The organism is Streptococcus suis (genome assembly GCF_046032515.1).
Taxonomy (GTDB): domain Bacteria; phylum Bacillota; class Bacilli; order Lactobacillales; family Streptococcaceae; genus Streptococcus; species Streptococcus suis_AL.
Genome location: NZ_JARQPJ010000026.1, coordinates 1 through 22,086, shown reverse-complemented (window position 1 = coordinate 22,086; position 22,086 = coordinate 1). Strand labels below are relative to the sequence as shown.

The following is a 22,086-nucleotide window of genomic DNA, read 5'->3' as shown; positions in this document are numbered from 1 at the left end:
AATGAGTCATACCCCCTTTTTTTCGATTATCATGCCGATTTACAATGCTGAGCCTCATCTGGTAGAGGCTTTGGATGCTGTATTTGGGCAGACCAACCAAGACTTTGAATTGATAGCGGTCGATGATGGGTCACATGATGGTAGTGTGGCGATTGTCACGGATTTTCAGAAGCGGTATGAGAAGCAGATAACCTTGATTGAAGGCCACCATCAGGGGTCATTGGTTGCACGTGCTTTAGGGATGGAAAAAGCTAGAGGAAACTACATCCTCTGTATTGACGCTGACGATAAGATGAGAAGTGACTATCTTGAAGGGGTCTTTCAGCAGATACAGAAGACGGATGCGGATCTAGTGTTGACAAATTATTCTATCAAAGCTGATTTTTCAAGGAAAAAAAGACCTTGTCTCTTTCCGACAGATGAGATTTTAGACCCTAAGCAAGTGTTAGATGCTTTTTTTAGTAAAGGGAATCTGATGACACTGTGGACTAAAGTCTTTCACCGTTCGCTTTGCCCACCTACTGATTTTTACAAGGAGTTGCCTGACTTTCGAACAGGTACGGATGCCGTTGTTTCTGCTTATGTGATGGAGCATGCTCAGAAACCACTTTCTATTGACGAAGCCTATTATTTTTATCGACAGGTTCCAAATAGTTTGAGTAACACTCTGGACACATATTTTTTTGACTCAAAAGTGGAACTAGAGCTTTATTTTCAAGAAAAGTATAAAAAACTTGGTGATGTTGTAAAGTCCAGCTTGGTTCGTCGAGTGAGCTGGTTTTCCGCTCTCTATCTTTCAGCGGCCAAGAATTACCTTGACTTTTTGAAACGATTTAGGCATGTGCGTTCCTCTGTTGTCTTTCAGCAGAGCTTGGCTTATCTGGAGTTTGATGCAGTCACTCCTCAGCAACGTCGCTGGTTTACGGTTCATCGTTACCCTATTTTAGCGTCAGTAGCGTATCTCACTACCTACCTATCAAGAATTTGGAGAAGGTTATTTTGAAAATGAGTCACAGACCTTTTTTTTCGATCAATATTCCTGTTTACAATGGCGAAGTTTATCTGGAACAGGCTTTAGAATCCTGTCGTTATCAGACTTTTCAAGATTTTGAGATTGTTTTGGTGGATGACTGCTCGACAGATAGGACGGTCAGTATCAGCCAAGAGTTTCAGGAGCGGTTAGACCAGCCCTTACGTATCCTATCGCATGCGGTCAATAAAGGGGAGCTGGCATCTCGTTTGACAGGTTATCAAGCTTCAAAAGGTCGCTATATCGTCAGTCTTGACCATGATGACCTCCTTCGCAAGGACTGTCTGGAGCAGATTTATAACTTAGTAGTAGAGACCCATGCCGATATGGTGTTATATAATTTTTCAGAGCAGGCAGATTTTGAGGTGGCCTGTAAGGACTTTCCTTTTACGTCGTCTGAGAGGATTGCTAAAAAAGACTTGCTCTCATGGTATTACAGTCAGTATGGGTCTGCCATGTGGTACAAGGCGTTTAAACGTGAGTTAGCTCCTACAGTAGAGGAATGTGGCGAGCATGATTCAAGTATATTTGGAGATGTCTTACCTACGATTGTCCTTTTTGAAAAATGTCAGTCGCCCTATTATCTTGGGGAAAATCTTTATTTTCATCGGATATACGAGGAGAGCAAGTTTATGTCACTTACGCTAGCCAAGCGTTACCAGATTAGGAGCTATCTCAATGCTCTTCTTTTTGAGCGGTTACAGGCTTATCCTTTGGAAGAGAGAAATGTTTATCAACAATCTCTGAGAGAAGTCGCCCTTCGCAATCAGGTGAAGTTGCTGAAAAAAGGCTTACGAAGCAGTGGAAGTTACACTGAAAAATATCTGTTTTTAAAGCAATTAGGCCAATCTCCTTACTTTCAAGAGAGTGTTGACTATCTAGATACGATGCCCATCTTTCACCGCTATAAAAAGCTGGTGAAGCTCGTTGCCAAACACCACTATCATCTTGCGATAGGGTATCATTGGTATGCTAGAAAGATATGGAAGTTGAGAAAACAAAGATGAAAAAAAAGATTTTTAGAACGGTTTTAACCTCCTATCTTTCTCAACTGGTTGGGATTGTATTTGGCTTAATTGCTCCTGGGTTGATTATCAGTCATTTTGGGTCAGATTTGAGAGGGTTGGGGGCTACCTTGTCAGCCTATCTGGGTTATTTTGCTGCCTTTGACTCTAGCGTTCCGACCATTGTCCAGGCTCAGCTTTACAAACCTTTGGCGGATAAGGACTATAAGAAAGTCAATGCGATTTTGAGTTCTGCGGATCAGTTTTTCAGGCGGCAAGGGTTGATGTTTGCACTGTATGCTCTTTTGGTTGGGATTGGTTTGCCCTTTATTATCCAGATGCCGTTTGACCGCTGGACCATACTTGTATTGACCCTTATTTCAGCATTCGGTACCTTTGTAGAGTATATGTTTCGCCGCAAGCATCGGATGTTGCTTCGGGCAGATGGGAAGTCCTATGTATCCATGAGCATCGGTATTGGGATACGGGTCGTGACGCAGCTTTCTGTGATTGTGGCTGTAACAGCAGGAATTTCTTATCTTGGCTATAAGAGCTTGATGGCTGGACTTGGCTTGCTAACTCCTATCCTAATCTGGCTGTATGTGAAGCGACACTATCCTTTTCTCAAGAATGAATCGACAGAAGTTATCCCTTTGAAAAATAACCCTCTGGCGGTCATTGACCATATCCTTTATACCACTCGAAACTCCAGTGCTATTTTTATTATTTCGTATTTCAATGGGCTAGCACTGGTGTCCGTTTTTACGCTCTATACGAGATTTGTCTCCATGTTTAGCAGTCTAGCTATAACAGCTTTTAATAATCTGGACTTTGTTTTGGGGCATCAGTTAGCCACAAAATCAATCGAGGAAACGCGAAAGAGTTACCAGCATCAGGTCTATCTCTGGCATAATTGGTTTGTTTTTATCTATACAGTGGCGGCCTATCTCTTCATGGCATTTTTATCTCACTATGCGAGAAAATTTTCAGGAGCAGACTATGTACAGCCTCTCTTTGCCTATGTTTACCTTGTGGCTGACTTTTTACAAAATGCACGGACGATGTCTTCCTATGTTTTTAAGGCGGCAGGGCATTGGGAAAGGAATCGAAAGAGTTTTATTTTTGAGTCTATAGTGCTCATCGTCTTGTCTCTTGTTTTGTTTTTATCCGTTGGTCTGGTGGGCTTGGCGGTAGCAGCAGTCGTTGCCAATTTATACCGCCTATTTTACAATAATCACTATCTGAGCCGAGAGATACTCTATATAGATGGTAAAAAATCTTTTTTGATGAGTGTTGGCGGTGCTTTGTTTATCGTGGTGGTAGGCTTGTCTTTTCAATTTCTATATCCATTTCAGGTCACGAGCTATCTCGATTTTATCCTTCCAGGGCTTGCAGCACTTGTCTATGTAGCCTTACTCTTATTTGTCTGTAACTGGGTCTTGAGTCAAGAATTTCGGAAAATGACGAAAAAACTTGTAGCAAGAGTATTTGGGTGATGGTGTTCTTAAATGAAACATTTTTGTGGATAAATATCGCAACAAATTCACGATTTGATTGTTTTCGTCACAAATAGTATAATAGATTTTATCAATCATGTTAGGAGATAGATGTGATGAAACAATTTTCATTAGAAGTTTTAGCTAGTACATTACTAAACAAACGTCGTCAAGACAGCCTATCACAGCAAGATATAGCTGATAGGACAGGCATCAATCGCTCTGTCATCAGTCGTATTGAGCAGGGAGAACATACTCCTAGTCTAGCTCAGTTGGAGTTGCTGGCTCAGGCATTGGCATGTGATGTGACGGATTTTTATGTGGAGAAAAAGAAAGAGCGAGACATCCCTTCTCGGATGAAGATTGCAGTGGCTGGGACTGGCTATGTCGGCCTCTCCTTGGCTGTCCTGCTGGCACAATACCATGATGTCACCGCAGTAGATGTCGTGGAGGAAAAGGTGGCACTTTTACAGGCTGGTCGTTCTCCCATCCAGGATGAGTATATTGAAGCCTATCTGGCTGAAAAGGACTTGAGCTTGACAGCGACCTTGGATGCTGAGACGGCCTATGTTGAAGCAGAATTTGTTGTGATTGCTGCTCCGACAAACTACGATAGTTCGAAAAATCATTTTGATACTAGTCATGTCGAGGCGGTGATTTCCCTTGTTAGGGCTGTCAATCCGCAGGCGGTTATGGTCATCAAGTCAACAGTGCCAGTTGGTTTTACCCAGCGGATGCGCGAACAGTTCCAAACGGATCGTATCCTCTTTAGTCCAGAGTTTTTGAGAGAATCAAAAGCACTATACGATAATCTCTATCCATCACGCATTATCGTATCTTGCGAAGCTACAGACAGTGAAGAGGTTCAGGAGCTTTCTAGCCAGTTTGCTGCTTTACTTGCTCATGCAGCCTTGAATGATACGCCACTGCTACAGATGGGTGCGACAGAAGCAGAAGCAGTGAAGCTTTTTGCCAATACCTATCTAGCGCTTCGTGTGTCGTATTTTAATGAACTAGATACCTACGCAGAGTTGAAAGGCTTGGATACTCAGGATATTATTACTGGTATCGGTTTGGATCCACGGATTGGTCAGCACTATAACAATCCGTCATTTGGCTATGGTGGTTACTGTTTACCAAAAGATACCAAGCAGTTACTAGCTAATTACAATGAAGTACCTCAAAACATGATGTCTGCCATTGTCGAAGCCAATCGGACAAGGAAGGATTTTATCGCTGATCAGGTGCTGAAGATGGCTGGTTACTATGATTACACTGACCATGGAAGCTATAATCAGGAGAATGAGAAAGACTTGGTGATTGGGATTTACCGCTTAACCATGAAGAGTCAGTCGGATAATTTCAGACAGAGTGCCATTCAAGGCGTGATGAAGCGGATAAAAGCCAAGGGGGCACAGGTCATTGTCTATGAGCCGACCATGGAAAATGGTAGCCGCTTCTTTGGCTCTAAGGTGGTCAATCATCTAGCCAGCTTCAAAAAGAAAAGCCATGCCATCATCGCTAACCGCTACGATGCTGTTTTAGATGATGTAGCAGATAAGGTATACACCAGAGATATTTTTAGGAGAGATTAGATGAAAAAGATAAAAGAATGGGGAGGTAGCTTCTACACCAACTCTCTTGTTTACTTGTTTCAAAGTTGATGGAGTGTGTAAGAAAAACGTCTTAATATTCAGAAAGGAAACCCATGATTTTAAAGAACGTTCAGAAAATCATTCCGCCTAGATGGGCGAGTTTGCTATCGCTGTCAGCCTTTTTCATGCTGACAGTCACTCATCGTACACCCTTAGCCCTATTGGTGATGTTGGGAGCGATAGCGACTGCATATATATATATATATATATATATAACAGAAGAGAATGGGCTAGGGTCAATCTATGATTGGTCTCGCTATGCGACTTATCTTCCTCTAGCAGTCTTGATTGTAGGGGGGATGGTGACAAAACTTTTTAGTGGGATGGGGATTAGCTTTATCACCACTAACGTTCTTCGGATTCTTGCTATTCCGATTATTGCTCAGGTTTTGTCCCATTTTCATCGACTGCTTGTCAATTGGTGGCAGTGTCTATCATGTGAAGTAGTGACCAAGAAAAAGTGGGTCTTTTCGGCGAAGAAAAGCTTTGCCATCCTGTTTGGCATTTATCTCCTTGGGATTAGTGCTCTTTTGAGAGCAAATATTTACCATGATGATGACCAAGGTCGATTTTTTGTAGGTCAGCGTGGATGGGCTGATTGGAGTCGTTTTTTTACGGATAGAAGTTCTATTTATTTTTTTGGGGGCAAGTTTGCGGTCGATGTCTCTCCCTATAGTCAGATTCTAGCAGTAGCTATCCTATCTCTTGTTGGTATCCTCCTATTAGGTCTGCTTTATAAGCGAAAGGTATTTACGATTTGGGAAGTAGCAGCACTTGTACCTTTGGGATTAAATCCTTTTTTCATCGTCAATCTTAGCTATAAATTTGATGCTCCTTTTATGGCTTTTTCGATTCTTGCGGCAGTTTTTCCGCTTGTGTTTCGATTTTCAGGTGCTAGATGGTATGTCTTAGCTTGTTTTCTTGGAAGCTTACTGGTCATGACATCCTACCAGGCTTCTTTTGGGATTTTTCCCATGCTAGTCATCCTATCACTCCTGAGAATGTGGCAGGAGAAGGGCTGGCATCAGGAGTTAGTTGACTTCTTCTGGCAGTCGCTGTTAGGATATGGAGCAGGTGCTCTGTACTTCTATCTAGTTGTTATGATTGCTCCTCGTAAAGATTATCTTGATGTAAGTATTCCTGCTCTTTCGGAGATTCCTGAGTTTCTCCTAAAAAATTACACAGCTTATTTTAGCAAGGTATTGGATGGTTTTACCCCTTTGTGGCTTATTTCCACTTTGGTCATTTTTGGAAGTTTCCTAGTGTACTTTATTCGTAAAAAGAGAAATCTTATTGGATTTAGCCTACCTCTTGTCTCGCTTGTCTTGATGTTGTTACTATCTTTTGGTTTCTACCCCATTCTGGTAGAACCGCAGACACATACTCGTGCCATGTACGGTTTAGCAGTCGTTGTCGTCCTCTGTGGAGTGGTTTTAGTAGAGCAGGGGGGACGACCTGTTTTTCGTTTACCAATTCTTGTCCTTGCCTACAGCTTTTTTATCTATAGTTTGGTCTATGGGAATTCTTTGACAGTTTCTAAGGACTATAAAGACTTCCGTTATCAGTTGGTCTATGAGGATTTGAGTCACTTACCACAGGTTAAGAATAAAGAGACAGTAGATGTATATTTTCCTGGAAAGATTCCTGTGCCACCGGCCTTAAAAAAGCAGTTTCTTGCCTACCCAATGTTAGCAATCAGTCATAATGAGTATTGGGATCGTAGAATGCTGAGTCACTTGCCTACTGTGAAAACAATTAAAGGCATACCCGACACTCAACTTCCCATGCTAGTAGATACTTACTATCATACGATTTACGGAGATGATAAGATGATTATTATTAAATGGAAAGAAGATGGCAAGCTAGTTGAATGATAAATGAGAAGGAGATTGCATGTCCGCAAAAGAAAACAATAAAAAAATAGTAGCAGGGGGGTAATCCTGTTCCTGCTACTCGTCCTTGGATTGAGTTTCTATCCGAGTTTTACAGCTGATACGTATATTCATTTTAATCGCACATGGATGGAAACTGCCATCAACATGTCTCGTAAAAATGGTCGTCCCTTTATTTCCTTATTCTTTATCCTGATGGGGAGTCTGCATCAAGCACCAGAACTCTATTTGCTTATTTCAAGTTGTTTAGCACTTTGTTTTCTGGGCTTGTCTGTGTGGTGTTTAGCGAGATTGTTTGAAAAGACTGAGTTAGCTTCCTCTTTGATGGCTCCTTTTTTGTCATTAATCATCTTGGTCAATCCCTTTATCATCAGCTATTTTTTATTTGTTGAACGTGGTATGATGATGTTTGCTTTATTGATGGCTATTCTTGCCACTTATATACGGATTTGCAAACCGATCACGCATTGGCTCCTGGTTTCTACCGTTTTAGCGACAGTATCCATGCTCACCTACCAGTCCTTTACTTCCTTGTACTTGATGCTTTGTCTGTGTTTTGCGGTGGAAAAACGAGATGTTAAGACAGCTATTCGTAGCTTTCTCATCTCCTCTATCCCATTTGTCGTGAGTGGTCTTGTTTCACTTTTTTACCTAAAATTCTTCGGCATTGGTCGATTTAATCTTGAAAATCTTGGACTAGTCGCTCGAATGTTACAACTTTTAAAAAGTTTGATCAAAGCATATATTTTAGGTTTCAACATTGGTCCCGATGGTTTTCTCTTGTTTTCCCTTTTGCTTGCCATTGGCTATCTCCTTTGGAGAGTGAAACGACAACTAAAAGGAGCGACAGCAGAGAAGACGAGGGCGAAGCTTATCTTGCTGGCTCTTCCTTTATTGTTTCTTTTGCCATGTGCCCTAAGTTTGGTTACAAAAGCTGGTTCAGGTGCTCGGTCTACGTATTCGGCTGCTTGTTTGGTTGGTCTCTTCTTATTATTGGCTAGACTAGACTTCAAAAAGGCTAAGCTAGTCAAAGGTACACTAGTCACCCTCTATCTAGCAGTCCTTTCGCTGACATTTAACAAAATATTTTTACAACAGATAGTCGTCACCCAGTTGGACCAAAACCGTATGCAGGTGGTACAGCAAATGGTTCGTGACTATGAGGAAAAGACGCAGATAAAAGTAACAAAGCGAGTAATATATACGGATGCACATCCTCGCTTGGATAATCAATATTCAGCATTTACAGATAGTGATTCGGGAATACTTAACACGGGGAATTTAGTGAAAAGCCCCGTTACAAATCTCTACCCACTTTTCAATCTATACGTATATGACAGGGGAAAAGCTTGAAAAAACAGAGAAGGATTCCGCTATAAAAGCCTATTTTAAAAGCAAGGACTGGTCAACCTTCTCACCAGACCAAATCATCATCAAAGGTGATACCATTCATATGGCGGTGTATTAAGGGGAAAGGTCCTCTATTTTAGAAAAAAGAAAAAAATTTAGGCTAGAAGATGGAAAAAAGACAAATATCTCGATTGATGTTTGTCTTCATTCTGAAAGTCGTTAGAAATGTCATTCTAGCGACTTTGTCTTTGATTTGAGAATACTTCCTACGAGGTGTTTCTCTGCATATGTAGAGTATTTTTTAGTCAGCAATTGGTCAATCTTTGAGATTTTTATAGTCTTTTAGTTTACTTTTAGTACTAGGCAACGAGCTGCAGGCTGTACTGGAGTACGGCAAAGCGAGTTAACGAAGTAATAAAAGAAAAACTAAATGACGATATATATCCAAGATGATGACGAAGTCTTGGTTTATCAATAGTCTTGAAACTTATTTTACCTTATTTTAACGTAAATAAAACTGTAGTGGGTATATGAAAAGTTAACACCTAGAGGCTGGGCAAAAAGCCCAGCTCCACTACTCAGAGTTCGTGTCAACATCTCAGCGCAGTGGTTGATTGGCTTTAACAGTCTGGGAGACTGTTAAAGGTGGGAGATAGGATTTGCTTTGCAAATCTCAGCACTTCGTGTTTCACACTCCAAATATGACCTTTACTATTGTTGCGAACAGTGTTCGCCTTATTTCCAACCTCCAACAGTCTCCCAGACAGTTGGAGCTGTACGGGGATGGGAGGTCAAACAGTCAGAGTAGTGACTGTTTGAGCGCGGAAATAAAACAAACGAAGTTTGTGTTAAAATAGTCCAGTGGACTATTTTAGCCCGAACCTACATATTTGGAAGTGAGGGGAACTCTTTTTTAGACTAGTCGAGTTCTTTCCCACTCCCTTTCTTTATCTCTTTCCTATTTTCAGGATATAAGCTGAAAAGGGCTATCCCCAGCCCTTTTCACTGTTCAAGGCAATCAAAATCGGATAAAGAAGTGGTATAAGACGGAGGAGATATTCTTTGGTTTTATATGGCTTCTTTTTTTTTGCAAGATTTTACGAATAGATAGGTGAGGAGGAAATTATGTATCAAATTGAATTTAAAGAAGAGGCCATTCTACCTAGAGAACGTTTAGTAGAAGTTGGAGCTGAGCGTCTCAGTAATCAGGAATTACTAGCAATTTTTATTAGAACTGGGACAAAAAAAGAACCTGTTTCTATTCTCTCCAATAAATTATTGAATCGTTTGGAGAGTTTAGCGGCTCTAAGAGAATTATCCATTGAAGAATTGCAAAGTTTGACTGGAATTGGGCGCGTCAAGGCGATTGAAATTAAGGCTATGATTGAACTTGGAAAACGTATCAATCAATCAGAGCTACTCTTAAATGAGAGAATTTTGGGAAGTGAGAAGTTGGGGCGTAAGATGATTCATGAAATCGGGCATAAGAAGCAGGAGCATTTAGTTGCACTTTATCTCAATACACAGAACCAGATTATCAGTCAAAAAACGATTTTTATTGGGAGTGTTAATCGTAGCATTGCAGAACCACGTGAAATTTTGCATTACGCAGTAAAATGTATGGCAACATCGATTATCATCGTTCATAACCACCCGTCGGGTTCAGTACAACCTAGTAGGAATGATTTGCTATTTACGGAGAATTTAAAAGAGTCCTGCGAAAAGCTAGGACTGGTATTATTAGATCATTTAATTGTTGGAAATAAGGATTACTATTCTTTTAGAGAAGAAAGTGAGTTATTTTAAAGTTTATTGACAATATAGTGGAAGAGGTCTTTTTCAATCTCACGTTGACCGTAGAGTAGTTCAGGATGCCATTGAACCCCTAAAAATTTAGTTGGGTAGGCTGAATGAACTGCTTCAATAATCTGTTGATTATCCGATAGTGCAATGATTTCTAAGTCAGGTGCTAAGTCTTTGATAGCCTGACGGTGAAATGAGTTCACACTCGGATCGGACTCATATATGTCGTAAAGTGGACTATTTTGAATCAGTTGAATCGTTTGACTGACTTCTTGTCCGTCTATGTCTTGCCAATGTTCAGAAATTGATTGATGAAGGCTACCACCTTGAGCTACATTGTAGAGCTGTAGACCTCGGCAGATACCGAAGATAGGTTTCTGATTTTCTTGGGCAGCCCTTATGAGGGCCAATTCAAACTCGTCACGCTTTGGTAGATAATTATCGCTGTCAATAGTTCTTTCTTCGTGATAGTAACTTGGCTGGACATTTTGTCCTCCTGTTAGGATGAGTTTGTCAATAAGATGGATATAATATTTTGCCAAATCTGGCTCTGTAGCTGGAAGGATGAGTGGGAGCCCACCAGCATCTTCAATAGCTTGTACGAGGCAAGTCTGGGTATAAGAAAGCAGGGGTTCTGTATGATCCCCTGTTTTATATTCATTTCCAGAAATACCAATAACTGGTTTTTTCATTGCTTATCCTTTTCGCATAAAGTAGAGTAGTGTCTGTAATTCACTAGTCAAATCAACATACTGAACAACGACATCTTTTGGGACAGACAAGTTAACTGGTGAAAAGCTCAGAATTCCCTTAACACCAGCTTCAACAAGAATATCAGTCACTTCTTGCGCTTTGACGCTGGGTACCGTTAGAATAGCTGTCTGAGAGTTTGCTTCGCTGATACGTTCCTTGATTTCTGAGATTGCATGGATTGGGATATTTTCATCTGTCGTTCCAACAGCTGGATTATCATCTGCCTCAAAAGCCATGACTATTTTCATTTTATTTCGTTCGTGGAAGCGATAGTGTAGCAAGGCCCGCCCCATATTCCCGACTCCAACAAGCATAACATTGGTGATGGAGGTATCATTTAGAATATCCGCAAAGAAATCCATCAACTCTTTGACATTGTAGCCAAAGCCACGACGACCAAGCTCTCCAAAATAGGAAAAATCTCGGCGGACGGTAGCTGAGTCGATTCCGATAGCTTCGGCAATTTCTTTTGAACTAGCTTTTTCAATATTTCCTGCATAGAAACGTTTAAAAATGCGATAGTAGAGGGATAGCCGTTTGGCAGTAGCGCGTGGAATATCAGATTTTTTATCGTTTTTCACTTTAGACTCCTTTATTTCGATAGAATACGCTTTATCGATTATTTATATATTAAACAGTTCTTTATTCTATTCTAGTCCAAGTTTGTGAAAAAATCAACAGATTGATTTTAAAAAAAGATTAAACAGGAAACTGTCTAATCTAGTGTTTGTAAATAGCGATAGAGATCCCCGATTGTCCCTTTGTAATCTAGAGCTTGTCCGTCTTGTGTAATGCTGGTAACTGGATAATAGTCTGGGAGGGTTAAGCAACCGGAAAAAGTCAGAATGGCTGCATCTTTATTCTCAAATGTTTGGATACGTTCTTGCTTGTAAGCGTCAAGATAGTGAATTTCAATCATACTAACCCTCTTTTGTAAAGATGTCACGGTCAATCAAGCTATCCATGAGGAAATAGAATTTTTCTTGAATAACCTTGTTACTTTCTGGCTTAAAAATGTTTACCAGATGAAGACCAGACTTGTCGGTAATGTTAATTTTAAAACCAGTTAGGTCTTGATTGATAATAATTTTCAAGAGGAATCCTTGGTTTGAATTTGGAATTTCTTCCAGAAGACGTGTAAGCTGATAGTGACCTGCTTTGCTTTGTTCAAAGGTGTTATCACGGAGTGTATATTTTTTGATAGCAGGGTTAATGTGATAAGTAAAATTACAATCTTTTAAGGTAACTGATTGTTGGAATGCCATTTTAACCTCCAAGTATTTTCTTTAGTTCGATGATGAGAGTATCTATCTCTTCTTTTGTATTAATTTCAGATAGGCTGATACGAATGGATTCTTTCAGACGATGGGAGTCTTTTCCATACATAGCTTCTAAAACATGGCTATTTTGGACAACACCTGCCGTACATGCGGAACCGCTAGAAACAGCGATACCTGCCAAATCTAGTTGCATGAGTAGTTGTTCATTAAGTTTACCAGGAAAACCGATATTAAGGACATGAGGGAGATGAGGTCCAGCCTGATTGAGATAATAGTCTAAGCCAGACAATCCCTCGATAATATGTTGTCGCAGTTCACTGACATGCTTATGATGCGTATCTAAGGACTCATATTGTTCTGTTAGGGCAGTCGCCATAGCAGCAATGGCAGGGAGATTCTCAGTACCTGCTCGATGTTGCTGTTCCTGCTTTCCGCCGTGGATCAAGGAATCAAATTTATGAACTTTACTATACAGGAATCCCATCCCCTTTGGACCATGGAATTTATGGGCAGAGGCCGCGAGGAAGTCAATTCCGTAGTCAGAGGGAGAAATTGCGATTTTTCCAATTGCTTGGACAGCATCTACATGAAAGACGGCCTGATGATCGGCTAGGAGCTCTCCAATTTCCTTGATGGGAAGTAGCTGACCGGTCTCATTGTTAGCAAACATGACGCTGACTAAAATAGTATCTGGTCGAAGGGCATCCTGAATTTGTTGAGCGGTGATTACTTGATCGACTGGTTGGATATAGGTTACCTCGAACCCAAACCGCTCCTCTAGATATTGCATGGTATGGAGGACAGCATGGTGTTCGATAGCCGTAGTAATCAGGTGTTTTCCTTTGGATTGATGTGCAAGTGCATAGCCTTGAATAGCTAAAGTATCAGCTTCGGAGCCTCCAGATGTGAAAATAATTTGTTCAGGAGAGGCGGAGAGAATCTGAGCAATCTCTTGACGACTTTGTCTAAGAGATTGATTGGCTTTTCGACCGCTTTGATGGATACTGGAGGGGTTTCCATAATTTTCTTGAGCCACTTCCATCATCCGTTGGAGTGCAGTAGGAGATAGAGCAGTGGTTGCTGCATTATCTAAATAAATCAAAGAGTTTACTCCTAGTTTTCTTTTTCAGGACTAGTAAATTTGAAAAGTGGGCTGAGTGGCTGATGTTCTTGGATGCGGTGGATGGCATCTGCAATCAAGTCACTAGCTGTTAGGAAGGCGATATTTTTAGGATGCTGTTCTTTGCTTGCAACAGAATCGGTAACTAATATTTCTTTGATTGGTGCTTCATCTAAGAGTTGGGCTGCAGTTCCCGCAAAGAGACCATGGCTGGCAACTGCATAAATTTCAGTAGCACCACCTTCTTGGACAATTTTTGAAGCTTGTGAGAAAGTGCGACCAGTATTGAGAATATCGTCCACCAAAATAGCTTTTTTACCAGCAACATCACCAATAATATAGCCTTCAGAACGTTCAGAATCATCTTGAGCGTAGTCGATAATCGCAATCGGTGCATTTAGAAATTCAGCGATATTACGCGCGCGTTTGATACCAGAATTTTTAGGACTCACAATGACGACATCTTCTCCGCAGAGTCCTTTTTCCATGTAGTAGGCTGCAAAAAGTGGTTCTGTAAGGAGATTGTCCACTGGAATATCAAAGAAACCTTGAATTTGTGAAGCGTGCAAATCAAGAGTCAATACACGGTCGACACCAGCTTTAACCAGCATATTTGCAACTAATTTAGCTGTAATTGGTTCGCGTGGAGAAGCGGTACGGTCTTGACGAGCATAGCCAAAATAAGGGATGACCGCTGTGATGGTGTTGGCACTAGCACGTTTACAAGCATCGATCATAATCAATAATTCCCACAAGTGATTATTGACCGGATAGCTTGTTGATTGGATAATGTAGACGTCTACGCCACGTACAGATTCTTCAATGTTAATTTGAATCTCACCATCAGAAAACTGACGAGAAGACAGTTTTCCAAGAGGAATTCCAGCAGAATCAGCAATTTTTTCAGCAATATCACGGTTGCTATTGAGTGAGAATAATTTAATGTTATGTTCACCGAGTGGTTGTACCATTTTAAAGTAACTCCTTTTACACACTGAGCTTTTATGATGACATAAAAGTATTTTTTACAATAGATAGTTCTATTCTATCAAAAAAATGAAAAATTTTCAGTAGTGAAGCTAAAAAATCAACCTTATTTGGCTGATTTTTTATAGTTATTTCATGTAGGCAGCTGTTCGTGCAACCTTACTGCTAGCATATTTGAACTGAATTGATTTCTTCTTAAGGAATTCATCAAACAGAATCTTCCCTGCATCTGCATCGGTCACTTCGACTTCTAATTCATAATCTTTTTGTCCCACATAATCATTTTCATCGAGGGCCATAAGACCTATAGATGTCTGTTTCTCATAGCGTTTTGTCGTGAGGCTTCCCCAGACAGCAAGTTTATCAAGTGGAATCTCTGTTGCAGAAATAATGTCAGAAATTTGTCCTGCTGGTAGTTGAAAATTTTCCAGTAAATCCTGAGCAGTTTGGATGTCTAGAGCTTGGTTATATTCTTGATTTCCGACTTCTTGTGGAATTTTTAAGGTTAGTTCTGCTGAGTCTTCAAATGTACGAATACGAAGTGAAAAGCGGTGATTCTTCATATCTAGGTCTGGGGTATCAATGTAGTGGTTTGTTTGAAGAATTGGGCTCACATCTGAAAAGTCAGTAAGCAGGCGTTTGTATTCGGATTTGGTCAATAAGGTTTTGTACTCAATTTCAAGGTGGTTTTTCATGCAGTAAACCCTTTCAATGTGTTATAATAGATTAATCTTTGTGTTATTCTAATACAATTTAAAAGTTTTGACAAGAAAGGGGCCATATGGACTTTAACTGGGAAGAATTTTTAGACCCCTATATTCAGACAGTTGGTGAATTGAAAATCAAACTGCGGGGGATTCGCAAGCAGTATCGCAAGGCTAATCGGCATTCTCCAATTGAGTTTGTCACAGGACGGGTAAAACCGATTGAATCCATTAAAGAAAAAATGTCCCTGCGACATATCAAATTGGAAAATCTTGCTCAAGATATGCAAGATATTGCCGGTCTTCGGATTATGGTTCAATTTGTGGACGACATTGAAGAAGTATTAGCTATTTTGCGGAAACGCAAGGATATGCAAATTGTGCATGAACGGGATTACATCAACAATATGAAAGCCTCTGGCTACCGTTCATATCATGTGGTGATTGAGTATCCTGTGGATACTATAAATGGCAACGAGACGGTTCTGGCAGAAATCCAGATTCGAACCCTTTCCATGAATTTCTGGGCTACAATTGAACATTCTCTGAATTATAAATATAAGGGGAATTTTCCAGAAGAAATCAAGAAACGCTTGGAAGTTACAGCAAAAATTGCCTATGAATTAGATGAGGAGATGCGAAAAATCCGCAACGACATTCAAGAAGCGCAGGCCTTATTTGATCCTGCCTATCGCAAACTGAATGACGGTGTGGGCAACAGTGATGATACAGATGAAGAATACAGGTAGAAAAAAAATCGCTCTGCTCGCTAGTCGAAATCCTAAGAGTGAAGCGGTGTCCAAAGAATTATGGACAAAGTTAAAAGAAGCAAATTTTATTTTGACACCCAAAAATCCAGATATTGTCATTTCTATCGGTGGAGATGGGATGCTTTTATCTGCTTTTCACAAATATGAAAAGTTGATTGATCGTGTACGTTTTGTAGGAATTCACACGGGTCATTTGGGGTTTTATACAGATTATCGCGATTTTGAAGTGGACAAGCTGATTGAAAATCTTAAGCTTGATACAGGTGCTAGAGTATCGTATCCGATTTTAAATGTTAAGGTCAAGATGACAGATGGTCGCATTGTAGAGGCGCGTGCCTTAAATGAAGCGACAATCAAGCGTTTATCTAAAACGATGGTGGCAGATATTATCATCAATAATGTTCCCTTTGAACGTTTTCGAGGTGACGGGATTTCTGTCTCGACCCCAACTGGTTCAACAGCTTACAACAAGTCTTTAGGTGGTGCGGTCTTGCATCCGACCATTGAAGCCTTGCAAATAGCAGAAGTGGCAAGTTTGAACAATCGTGTTTACCGCACCTTAGGTTCATCCGTTGTTGTCCCTAAAAAAGACAAGATTGTGATTGAACCCAAGCACAGTGATCGCTATTCAATTGCTGTTGATAATAAGACCTATGTCTATGACAACATTGAAAAAATTGAGTACCAGATTGATCAGTATAAGATTCACTTTGTTGCAACACCGAGTCATACTAGTTTTTGGAATCGGGTTAAGGACGCCTTTATTGGAGAGGTGGAGTAATGCGGTTTGAATTCATTGCTGACCAGCATACGAAAATAAAGACTTTCCTTAAAAAACACGGTGTCTCTAAAGGCCTATTAGCGAAGATTAAGTATACCGGCGGCAATATTTGGGTCAATGATATCGAACGCAATGCAACTTACTTGCTAGATATTGGAGATAGGGTTACAATTGACATACCAGCTGAGGAGGATTTGACTGGTAGTTTAAAACCGATTTTCTTTCCGTTGGATATTGTCTATGAAGATGATCATTTTCTGGCGATAAATAAGCCGGTTGGCTACGCCTCCATTCCTTCTGCCTTGCATTCATCCACAATCGCAAATTTTGTAAAAGGTTATCTTATTGAGCAGAATTATGAGAATAAGCAGGTTCATATTGTGACTCGTCTGGATAGGGATACATCAGGCGTTATGCTGTTTGCCAAGCACGGCTATGCCCATGCACGACTCGATAAGCAGTTACAGGCCAAGCTTATTCATAAACGTTATTATGCTTTGGTGAAGGGGAATGGGCAGCTAGAAGAGACAGGGGATATTATTGCTCCTATCGGTCGTCCAGAAGATAGCATCATTACTCGTTGTGTGACAAAGAATGGAAAATATGCTCATACTTCCTATCGTGTTGTGCAATCGTGGGGAGATATTCATTTATTAGATATTCAACTACATACTGGGCGGACTCATCAGATTCGTGTTCATTTTTCTCACATTGGATTTCCGTTGTTAGGAGATGATATGTATGGTGGAAGTTTGGAATGTGGGATAGAACGTCAAGCCTTGCATTGTCATAATTTAGCCTTCGACAATCCTTTTTCAGCCGAAAGGATTGATTTGGAAGCACCGCTTCCTGAGGATTTTCAGGCTGTTATCAATCAGTTAATAAGTAAATAAATTTAAGGAGTTTGTTCATGAAAATTTTTGAGCAATTAGCTACAAAGCTAGAGGGTAAAAAAGTACGTATCGTATTGCCAGAAGGTGAAGAACCACGTATCTTGCAAGCGACAAAACGTTTGGTAAATGAGTCGGATGTAGTACCCGTCTTGCTTGGAAACCCGGATCGTATTAAGATTTACCTTGACATTGAAGGGATTACAGAAGGTTTTGAAATTATTGACCCAGCTCATTATGATAGATATGATGAGATGGTAGCTGCTTTGGTAGAGCGCCGTAAAGGTAAGGTATCAGAAGAGCAGGCACATGAGTTGTTGAAAGATGTTAACTACTTTGGTGTTATGTTGGTATATATGGGCGTAGTAGAAGGTATGGTATCTGGTGCGATTCATTCAACCGCTTCAACAGTTCGTCCAGCTCTTCAAATCATTAAAACAGAGCCAGGTGTATCGAAAACATCAGGTGCCTTCTTGATGGTAAAAGGTGAAGAGCGTTATATTTTTGGTGACTGTGCTATCAACATTGATCCAGATGCTCAAACCTTGGCAGAAATCGCGATCAACTCAGCACGTACTGCTAAAATGTTTGGTATTGATCCAAAAGTTGCAATGCTTAGCTATTCAACAAAAGGTTCTGGCTCAGGTCCTAAAGTTGATAAGGTGGTTGAAGCAACTAAAATTGCTCAAAAATTGCGTCCGGAGTTGGATTTGGACGGTGAATTGCAATTTGATGCTGCCTTTGTCCCTGCTACAGGTAAATTAAAAGCACCAGGTTCGAGCGTTGCTGGTCAAGCGACTGTATTTATCTTCCCAGGTATTTCAGCTGGTAATATTGGTTATAAAATTGCCGAACGTATGGGTGGATTTGCAGCGGTAGGTCCTGTTTTACAAGGTTTGAATCAGCCTGTAAACGACTTGTCTCGTGGTTGTAACCCTGATGATGTTTACAACTTGACCTTGATTACTGCGGTTCAGGCTTTGGAGCACCGTTAATATGAAATTTTTATCACGATATTTTAAGGACTATATTAAGGAATCCATATTAGGTCCAGTTTTCAAACTATTGGAAGCTTGTTTTGAGCTTTTGGTACCATTAATTATCGCCTATATCGTTGATACAATTATTCCAAATGGCAGCCGGGGAAACCTGGTTGCTATGCTTTTTTTACTGGTTGGTCTAGCATGTATTGGAATTATTGTTTCACTAATAGCGCAATATTTTTCCGCCAAGGCAGCAGTTGGCGTAACTAAGAAGCTTACCAATGATTTGTATCAGAAAGTCCTATCGCTTCCAAAATCTAGTCGAGATATTCTTTCCTCCTCAAGTTTACTGAATCGACTGACAAGTGATACCTTACAGATTCAAACGGGAATCAATACTTTTTTGCGCTTGTTTTTACGTGCTCCCATTGTAGTATTTGGTTCTCTGATCATGTCCTTCTATATTAGTCCGACTTTATCTGTTTATTTTCTAGGTATGATTGTCCTTTTACTTGTTATTGTAGCAGGAATTTCAGTCATGACCAGCCGTATTTACCAATCAATTCGAAAGGAATTAGATGGTTTAGTAGGGCAGGTACGTGAAACGGTAACTGGTTGGAGAGTGATTCGTGCTTTTGGGCAAAGAGAGCGAGAAATCAAGACTTTTCAAGTCATTAATCAACGGTACAAGAAGCAACAGCTAGATGCTGGTTTTTGGTCGAGTCTTTTATCTCCATTGACTTTTCTTGTAGTAAACGGAACCTTGCTCATTCTCATCTGGCAGGGAAATATAGCCATTTCAGACAACCTTCTGGAACAAGGGATGTTAGTTGCCCTCATCAACTATCTCCTTCAAATTTTGGTTGAGCTAGTTAAGATGATTATGGTTGTGTCTACTCTTAATCAGACCTACATTTCAGCCCAACGCATTCAAGAGGTTTTCGATCAAGAATCTGAGAATGTAGAAGCTGATTTGCCTGTGGTTAATAGTAGGGACAAAGACTTGGTTTTCTCAGTTCATGACCTTACGTTTGCTTACCCTAATTCAGCTGAAGAGTCATTGTCGGGCATTGACTTTGAACTGCGCAAGGGGCAATTCATGGGAATTATCGGAGGGACTGGATCAGGAAAGTCTACCCTAGTTGATTTATTGCAGGCACTCTATTCAGTGCCAACAAATCAGCTCTCTCTCTTCATTGATGGAAAAAGTCCCAAGAATTTAAAAGAATGGCGGCAGCAAATTGCTATCGTTCCGCAACAGGCTCAGCTTTTTGCTGGAACTATTCGTTCTAATTTATCTTTAGGATTGGAAGAAATATCTGATAGTGACCTATGGTCTGCATTAGAAATTGCACAGGCTAAATCTTTCATAGAGGATAAAGGTGGTTTGGATAGCCCTGTCGAAGCCTTTGGGAAGAATTTTTCTGGTGGACAGCGTCAACGTTTGACCATTGCACGCGCTATTTTACAGAAAGCACCGATTTTAATCTTGGATGATGCGACCTCTGCTCTGGATTATTTGACGGAGAGTCGATTATTAGCTGCTATTCGCCAGGAATTACCAGGTCAGAACTTAATCATGGTGTCACAAAGAACCAATAGTTTACGGACAGCTGATCAGATTTTAGTCTTGGAACAAGGGCGTCAAGTTGGACTTGGTCGCCATGAGGACTTGCTGAGAAGCTCTGCTATTTATCAAGAAATTCACCAATCGCAACAACAAGGAGAGGAGGATAGCTATGAGACAATCTAGTTTTAAGGAACTGGTCAGATTGGTTTTACACCAGCCCCTTCGAATGTCCTTGATGCTGGTGGGAACTTTGGTGCAGGTGCTTCTGACAGTTTATCTGCCTATCTTGATTGGTCAGGCAGTCGATGCAGTATTGATAGCAGATGGTCAGGTTTTGCTCGGTATCTTAGGCAAAATGGTTATGGTTATCTTGCTTAATACGCTGCTGCAATGGTACTTACCTTTGGTAACCAATCGCTTGGTTTACGGAATGGTGGCCGATTTGCGTGAACAGGTCTATGTGAAGCTGCACCAGATGCCCCTATCTCATCTGGATCGTCATTCAGTTGGTGATTTGGTAGCCCGTTTTTCAAGTGATAGTGAGCAATTAACAAATGGTCTCTTGATGATTTTCAATCAATTTTTCATTGGTATTTTGACCATTTTCCTAACCATTTTCACTATGGCTAGGCTTGACTTGACGATGATGTTGCTGGTTGTGGCATTAACTCCAGTTTCTCTGCTTGTGGCACGCTATATCGCTAAGAAATCCTATGGTTATTATAGACAACAGACTCAGGCACGTGGGAAGCAATCTCAGCATTTGGAAGAGTCCATCAGTCAACTGACCTTGATCCAATCTTTCAATGCTCAAGAGCAATTTACGCAAGGTTTTCAAGTTGTGAATGAACAGTATGCGACCTATTCCCAACAGGCTATCTTTGCCTCTTCAACGGTCAATCCAAGTACGCGGTTTATCAATGCTATTATTTATGCCTTACTTGCAGGACTTGGAGCTCTGAGAATTATGGCAGGAAATTTTACAGTGGGGTCTCTGACAACTTTTCTCAATTATGCTAGTCAGTACAGCAAGCCTTTTAATGATATTTCCTCGGTCCTATCGGAATTGCAGAGCGCCTTAGCTTGTGCAGACAGGCTGTTTGCTATCTTGGCTCTAGATAGCATTGACGATCAGGCTGAGCGGAAAATTGATTCAGAGGAGCTGAAGGGAGCTATTTCCTTTGAAAATGTGTCTTTTTCCTATAGTCCTGACCGTTCTCTGATTGAACATCTGGATATTGCTGTCAAAGCTGGACAAAAGGTAGCCATTGTTGGACCTACTGGTGCTGGTAAATCAACCATGATTAACCTGCTTATGCGTTTCTACGATGTAACAGCTGGTCAAATTACTTTAGATGGAGTTCCGATTAGCCAGTACAGTCGTGAGGATCTTCGCAGACAGATTGGGATGGTTTTACAGGAGACATGGATTAAATCTGGTACCATTCATGATAATATTGCCTATGGCTATCCAAATGCCACGCGGGAATTGGTCATTGAGGCGGCTAAGGCAGCTAATGCAGACTTCTTTATTCGTCAGCTTCCGCAGGGGTACGATACGCTTTTAGCAGATGGAGGTGAAGCCTTATCCCAGGGACAACGTCAGCTTTTGTCTATTGCGCGTGTCTTTGTTAAAATACCTAAAATCCTGATTTTAGATGAGGCGACTTCCTCTATTGATACACGGACAGAAATTTTAGTACAGGAAGCATTTGCCAAATTGATGGAAGGACGGACCAGCTTTATTATTGCTCATCGCCTATCAACCATTCAATCAGCTGACTTGATTTTGGTCATGGTGGATGGAAAAATTGTTGAACAAGGGAATCATGAAGCATTGATGGCTGAACAAGGCGTTTATTCTCAAATGCAAACAAGTCAGCAGACAGAGGAGGATGAAAGTGTTAGATAAATTAGACTTACAACCGATTACGGTTTTAGATGACTGATATGTAAAGCCCTTTGTCAAGTAAAAACAATCGAACTGATTAAAAAATGAAAAGTATCTAGAAAGAGCC

At 40.6% G+C, this 22,086-nt stretch carries 21 protein-coding genes; 14 read left to right on the top strand and 7 right to left on the bottom strand.

From position 1 onward, the window contains the following. Position 1 precedes the first annotated feature (1 nt). The 8 genes from P7J49_RS10120 (at position 2) to radC (ending at position 10,233) form a co-directional block, all read left to right on the top strand. Positions 2-1,003, top strand: coding sequence for a glycosyltransferase family 2 protein (locus tag P7J49_RS10120; RefSeq protein WP_408570610.1), 1,002 nt, complete (start codon positions 2-4; stop codon positions 1,001-1,003). A 2-nt stretch (positions 1,004-1,005) separates the two neighbouring features. Continuing rightward, positions 1,006-2,037 carry a glycosyltransferase family 2 protein gene (locus tag P7J49_RS10115; protein ID WP_408570609.1) on the top strand — a complete coding sequence of 344 codons (1,032 nt, stop codon included), beginning with the start codon at positions 1,006-1,008 and terminating at the stop codon, positions 2,035-2,037. Further along, on the top strand, positions 2,034-3,530 hold the full coding sequence (locus P7J49_RS10110) for a polysaccharide biosynthesis C-terminal domain-containing protein (protein WP_408570608.1): 1,497 nt from the start codon (positions 2,034-2,036) through the stop codon (positions 3,528-3,530). Before P7J49_RS10115 ends, P7J49_RS10110 begins: the two co-directional genes overlap by 4 nt. A 116-nt stretch (positions 3,531-3,646) precedes the next feature. After that, the gene (locus P7J49_RS10105; RefSeq protein WP_408570607.1) at positions 3,647-5,125 is read left to right on the top strand and encodes a nucleotide sugar dehydrogenase; all 1,479 of its coding nucleotides are present in this window, start codon (positions 3,647-3,649) and stop codon (positions 5,123-5,125) included. Between the two features lie 113 nt (positions 5,126-5,238). Then, complete coding sequence (locus P7J49_RS10100) at positions 5,239-7,059, top strand: glucosyltransferase domain-containing protein (protein ID WP_408570606.1); 1,821 nt, start codon at positions 5,239-5,241, stop codon at positions 7,057-7,059. A 90-nt stretch (positions 7,060-7,149) separates the two neighbouring features. Further along, complete coding sequence (locus tag P7J49_RS10095) at positions 7,150-8,430, top strand: glucosyltransferase domain-containing protein (RefSeq protein WP_408570605.1); 1,281 nt, start codon at positions 7,150-7,152, stop codon at positions 8,428-8,430. Next, the gene (locus P7J49_RS10090; RefSeq protein ID WP_266597168.1) at positions 8,411-8,545 is read left to right on the top strand and encodes a hypothetical protein; all 135 of its coding nucleotides are present in this window, start codon (positions 8,411-8,413) and stop codon (positions 8,543-8,545) included. The genes P7J49_RS10095 and P7J49_RS10090 overlap by 20 nt, the downstream gene beginning before the upstream one ends. Before the next feature lie 1,007 nt (positions 8,546-9,552). After that, the gene (radC, locus tag P7J49_RS10085; protein WP_002935253.1) at positions 9,553-10,233 is read left to right on the top strand and encodes a RadC family protein; all 681 of its coding nucleotides are present in this window, start codon (positions 9,553-9,555) and stop codon (positions 10,231-10,233) included. Here the strand turns inward: radC and P7J49_RS10080 are convergent. The 7 genes from P7J49_RS10080 to P7J49_RS10050 all read right to left on the bottom strand — a co-directional run bounded on the left by P7J49_RS10080 (position 10,230) and on the right by P7J49_RS10050 (position 15,065). Then, on the bottom strand, positions 10,230-10,922 hold the full coding sequence (locus P7J49_RS10080; RefSeq protein ID WP_408570604.1) for a gamma-glutamyl-gamma-aminobutyrate hydrolase family protein: 693 nt from the start codon (positions 10,920-10,922) through the stop codon (positions 10,230-10,232). The two genes, radC and P7J49_RS10080, sit on opposite strands and share 4 nt — an antisense overlap. A 3-nt stretch (positions 10,923-10,925) precedes the next feature. Further along, entirely contained in the window at positions 10,926-11,564 is a 639-nt protein-coding gene (locus P7J49_RS10075) for a redox-sensing transcriptional repressor Rex (RefSeq protein WP_002935251.1), read from the bottom strand. 134 nt (positions 11,565-11,698) lie between these two features. Next, the gene (locus P7J49_RS10070; RefSeq protein ID WP_408570603.1) at positions 11,699-11,902 is read right to left on the bottom strand and encodes a DUF4649 family protein; all 204 of its coding nucleotides are present in this window, start codon (positions 11,900-11,902) and stop codon (positions 11,699-11,701) included. 1 nt (position 11,903) lies between these two features. Then, positions 11,904-12,248, bottom strand: coding sequence for a DUF1831 domain-containing protein (locus P7J49_RS10065; protein ID WP_105139907.1), 345 nt, complete (start codon positions 12,246-12,248; stop codon positions 11,904-11,906). A gap of 1 nt (position 12,249) precedes the next feature. Next, positions 12,250-13,365, bottom strand: a complete 1,116-nt coding sequence (locus tag P7J49_RS10060) for a cysteine desulfurase family protein (protein ID WP_044751933.1) — start codon at positions 13,363-13,365, stop codon at positions 12,250-12,252. A gap of 11 nt (positions 13,366-13,376) precedes the next feature. After that, positions 13,377-14,354, bottom strand: a complete 978-nt coding sequence (locus P7J49_RS10055; protein WP_012775438.1) for a ribose-phosphate diphosphokinase — start codon at positions 14,352-14,354, stop codon at positions 13,377-13,379. 144 nt (positions 14,355-14,498) lie between these two features. Beyond that, the gene (locus P7J49_RS10050) at positions 14,499-15,065 is read right to left on the bottom strand and encodes a CYTH domain-containing protein (protein ID WP_336382560.1); all 567 of its coding nucleotides are present in this window, start codon (positions 15,063-15,065) and stop codon (positions 14,499-14,501) included. Positions 15,066-15,151: 86 nt separating this feature from the next. Here P7J49_RS10050 and P7J49_RS10045 point away from each other — a divergent pair, with 86 nt between their 5' ends. From P7J49_RS10045 to P7J49_RS10020, 6 genes are read left to right on the top strand one after another with little or no spacing between them, the layout of a single operon-like run. Then, complete coding sequence (locus P7J49_RS10045; protein WP_408570602.1) at positions 15,152-15,823, top strand: GTP pyrophosphokinase family protein; 672 nt, start codon at positions 15,152-15,154, stop codon at positions 15,821-15,823. Continuing rightward, on the top strand, positions 15,807-16,625 hold the full coding sequence (locus P7J49_RS10040; protein WP_408570617.1) for an NAD kinase: 819 nt from the start codon (positions 15,807-15,809) through the stop codon (positions 16,623-16,625). The genes P7J49_RS10045 and P7J49_RS10040 overlap by 17 nt, the downstream gene beginning before the upstream one ends. Next, entirely contained in the window at positions 16,625-17,518 is an 894-nt protein-coding gene (locus P7J49_RS10035; protein ID WP_408570601.1) for an RluA family pseudouridine synthase, read from the top strand. Before P7J49_RS10040 ends, P7J49_RS10035 begins: the two co-directional genes overlap by 1 nt. A gap of 17 nt (positions 17,519-17,535) precedes the next feature. After that, complete coding sequence (pta, locus tag P7J49_RS10030) at positions 17,536-18,510, top strand: phosphate acetyltransferase (protein WP_012775151.1); 975 nt, start codon at positions 17,536-17,538, stop codon at positions 18,508-18,510. Between the two features lies 1 nt (position 18,511). Continuing rightward, entirely contained in the window at positions 18,512-20,251 is a 1,740-nt protein-coding gene (locus tag P7J49_RS10025; protein WP_408570600.1) for an ABC transporter ATP-binding protein, read from the top strand. Beyond that, positions 20,238-21,980: an ABC transporter ATP-binding protein gene (locus P7J49_RS10020; protein WP_408570599.1), complete on the top strand. Its 1,743-nt coding sequence runs from the start codon at positions 20,238-20,240 to the stop codon at positions 21,978-21,980. Before P7J49_RS10025 ends, P7J49_RS10020 begins: the two co-directional genes overlap by 14 nt. Positions 21,981-22,086 lie beyond the last annotated feature (106 nt).

Excerpts from the sequence above, each read along its gene's own strand:
- P7J49_RS10120 (WP_408570610.1), top strand. The coding sequence starts at position 2 with ATGAGTCATACCCCCTTTTTTTCGATTATCATGCCGATTTACAATGCT.
- P7J49_RS10115 (WP_408570609.1), top strand. The coding sequence starts at position 1,006 with ATGAGTCACAGACCTTTTTTTTCGATCAATATTCCTGTTTACAATGGC.
- P7J49_RS10110 (WP_408570608.1), top strand. The coding sequence starts at position 2,034 with ATGAAAAAAAAGATTTTTAGAACGGTTTTAACCTCCTATCTTTCTCAA.
- P7J49_RS10105 (WP_408570607.1), top strand. The coding sequence starts at position 3,647 with ATGAAACAATTTTCATTAGAAGTTTTAGCTAGTACATTACTAAACAAA.
- P7J49_RS10100 (WP_408570606.1), top strand. The coding sequence starts at position 5,239 with ATGATTTTAAAGAACGTTCAGAAAATCATTCCGCCTAGATGGGCGAGT.
- P7J49_RS10090 (WP_266597168.1), top strand. The coding sequence starts at position 8,411 with ATGACAGGGGAAAAGCTTGAAAAAACAGAGAAGGATTCCGCTATAAAA.
- radC (WP_002935253.1), top strand. The coding sequence starts at position 9,553 with ATGTATCAAATTGAATTTAAAGAAGAGGCCATTCTACCTAGAGAACGT.
- P7J49_RS10080 (WP_408570604.1), bottom strand. The coding sequence starts at position 10,922 with ATGAAAAAACCAGTTATTGGTATTTCTGGAAATGAATATAAAACAGGG.
- P7J49_RS10070 (WP_408570603.1), bottom strand. The coding sequence starts at position 11,902 with ATGATTGAAATTCACTATCTTGACGCTTACAAGCAAGAACGTATCCAA.
- P7J49_RS10065 (WP_105139907.1), bottom strand. The coding sequence starts at position 12,248 with ATGGCATTCCAACAATCAGTTACCTTAAAAGATTGTAATTTTACTTAT.
- P7J49_RS10055 (WP_012775438.1), bottom strand. The coding sequence starts at position 14,354 with ATGGTACAACCACTCGGTGAACATAACATTAAATTATTCTCACTCAAT.
- P7J49_RS10050 (WP_336382560.1), bottom strand. The coding sequence starts at position 15,065 with ATGAAAAACCACCTTGAAATTGAGTACAAAACCTTATTGACCAAATCC.
- P7J49_RS10045 (WP_408570602.1), top strand. The coding sequence starts at position 15,152 with ATGGACTTTAACTGGGAAGAATTTTTAGACCCCTATATTCAGACAGTT.
- P7J49_RS10040 (WP_408570617.1), top strand. The coding sequence starts at position 15,807 with ATGAAGAATACAGGTAGAAAAAAAATCGCTCTGCTCGCTAGTCGAAAT.
- P7J49_RS10035 (WP_408570601.1), top strand. The coding sequence starts at position 16,625 with ATGCGGTTTGAATTCATTGCTGACCAGCATACGAAAATAAAGACTTTC.
- pta (WP_012775151.1), top strand. The coding sequence starts at position 17,536 with ATGAAAATTTTTGAGCAATTAGCTACAAAGCTAGAGGGTAAAAAAGTA.
- P7J49_RS10025 (WP_408570600.1), top strand. The coding sequence starts at position 18,512 with ATGAAATTTTTATCACGATATTTTAAGGACTATATTAAGGAATCCATA.
- P7J49_RS10020 (WP_408570599.1), top strand. The coding sequence starts at position 20,238 with ATGAGACAATCTAGTTTTAAGGAACTGGTCAGATTGGTTTTACACCAG.